1 protein-coding gene is annotated in these 1,813 nt (G+C 75.3%); it reads left to right on the top strand.

Going from position 1 to position 1,813, the window contains the following annotated elements; genetic code table 11:
• Positions 1-1,813 (top strand): condensation domain-containing protein (locus tag G5C65_RS36650; protein WP_165303358.1); only part of this gene is annotated, 1,813 nt, incomplete at both ends.

Genomic DNA, 1,813 nt, shown 5'->3' with positions numbered 1-1,813 from the left:
GGACGTCCATGGTTCCCCCCGGTCCCCTCACGGACGGCGAGCCGCTGTCGGTGACGAAGCGGCGGCTGATGGAGAAGTGGCTGACCGGCGGCGCCGGGCCGCAAGCGCCCGTCATCCCCTGCCGCGGCCTCGACACCGCCGAGCTGTCCTTCGCGCAGGAACGCCTGTGGTTCCTCGCCCAACTGCACCCGGACAGCGCCTACCACCACATGGTCGAGGCGATCCGGATCAGCGGCCCGCTCGACGTCCAGGCCCTGCGGTACGCGCTGGAGCGGGTCGTGGGGCGGCACGACGCGCTGCGCACCGTCTTCCGCGTCCAGGACGGCGAACCGCGGCAGGTCGTACTGGCGCACCAGACCGTCGCGTTCGACATCGAGGCCGAGGTGCGGACCGAGGAGGAGACGGTCGCCTGGCTGCGCGCGGACTCCGACCGGCCGTTCGACCTGGCGGCGGGACCGCTCATCCGGTTCCTGCTGGCGCCGCTGGGGCCCGACGAGCACGTCCTGATGGTGACCCTGCACCACCTCGTCGGCGACGGCATGTCCATGGGCATCCTCTTCCGGGAGCTGTTCGCCTGCTACGCGGCCCGCACCGAGGGCCGCGAGCCCGCCGGACTGCCCGCGCTCCCGGTGGGCTACGCCGACTTCGCGCAGTGGCAGCGCGACCTGCTGCGCGGCCAGGAGCTGGAGCGGCGGCTCGCGCACTGGCGCCGCATCCTGCGCGAACCGCTGCCCACCCTGGACGGGGTGACCGACCGGCCCCGCCGGGGCCGTACCAGCCTGCGCGCGGTCAGCCGGCCCTTCCGGCTCGCCGAGCCGGTGGCGACGCGGCTGCGCGCACTGGCCAGGGACCACCAGGCGACCCTCTTCATGGCGCTGCTGGCGGGCTTCAACACCCTGGTGCACCTGCGCTCGGGCGACGAGGACATCGTCACCGGATCGGTGGTGCACGGCCGCGACCAGCCCGAGGTGGAGCACCTCATCGGCTTCTTCGCCAACACCCTGGCGCTGCGCTTCGACCTGTCCGGCGGGCTGACCTTCCGCCAGGTGCTGGAGCGGGTGCGGGACTCCTGCCTGGACGCGTACTCCCACCGGGACACCCCGATCGAGGTGGTCGCGGCCGAGCTGCGCCCCGGGCGCAACGGCGGCGACAACCCGCTGTTCCAGGCGGCCGTGGTGGGCGAGAACCCGGCGGGCGCCGCCCGCATGGGCGACCTGGAGGTGGGCGCCTTCGACTTCGGCCTGGACACCTCCGAGTTCGACCTGGTGCTGCACTACTGGGAGACCGGGGGCCGGGTCGACGGCGGGGTGCGCGGCAGCGTCGACCTGTTCGAGCCGGGCTCCGTCGACCGGTTCACGGCGGACCTGGAGCGGCTGTTCTCCGCCGTGCTGGAGGCACCGGACGCGCCCGTGGCCGAGCTCGGCCCGCTCGCCGCCCCGGCGCCGGAGCCCCCGGCGCGGCCGGCCACCGCGGCGGCCGTACCCGGGGAACCGGCGGCCGGCGGCCCGGCGGAGGCCGCCGGGCTCAGCGCCACCGAACAGGAGGTCGCCGCGGTCTGGCGCGAGGTGCTCGGCATCCGGGAGGTGGACCCCGACGAGGACTTCTTCGAGGCGGGCGGCCACTCACTGCGGGCCGTGCGGGTGCTGCTGCGGCTGCGCGAGCGGCTCGGCGTCGACCTGCCCGTCCAGGCGTTCTTCGAGGCGCCCACCGTCACCGAACTGGCCGCCGTGCTGGACCGGGAACGCGCGGCCGAGCACACCGGCGGCACGCACGAGCCGGCCGCCCCGCCCCAGACGGGGGCGCAGACGGGGGC

It is taken from the genome of Streptomyces boncukensis (assembly GCF_011045075.1).
GTDB lineage: Bacteria > Actinomycetota > Actinomycetes > Streptomycetales > Streptomycetaceae > Streptomyces > Streptomyces boncukensis.
The sequence above is the reverse complement of the archived record's forward strand: the minus strand, read 5'-3'. Positions and strand labels throughout refer to the sequence as shown.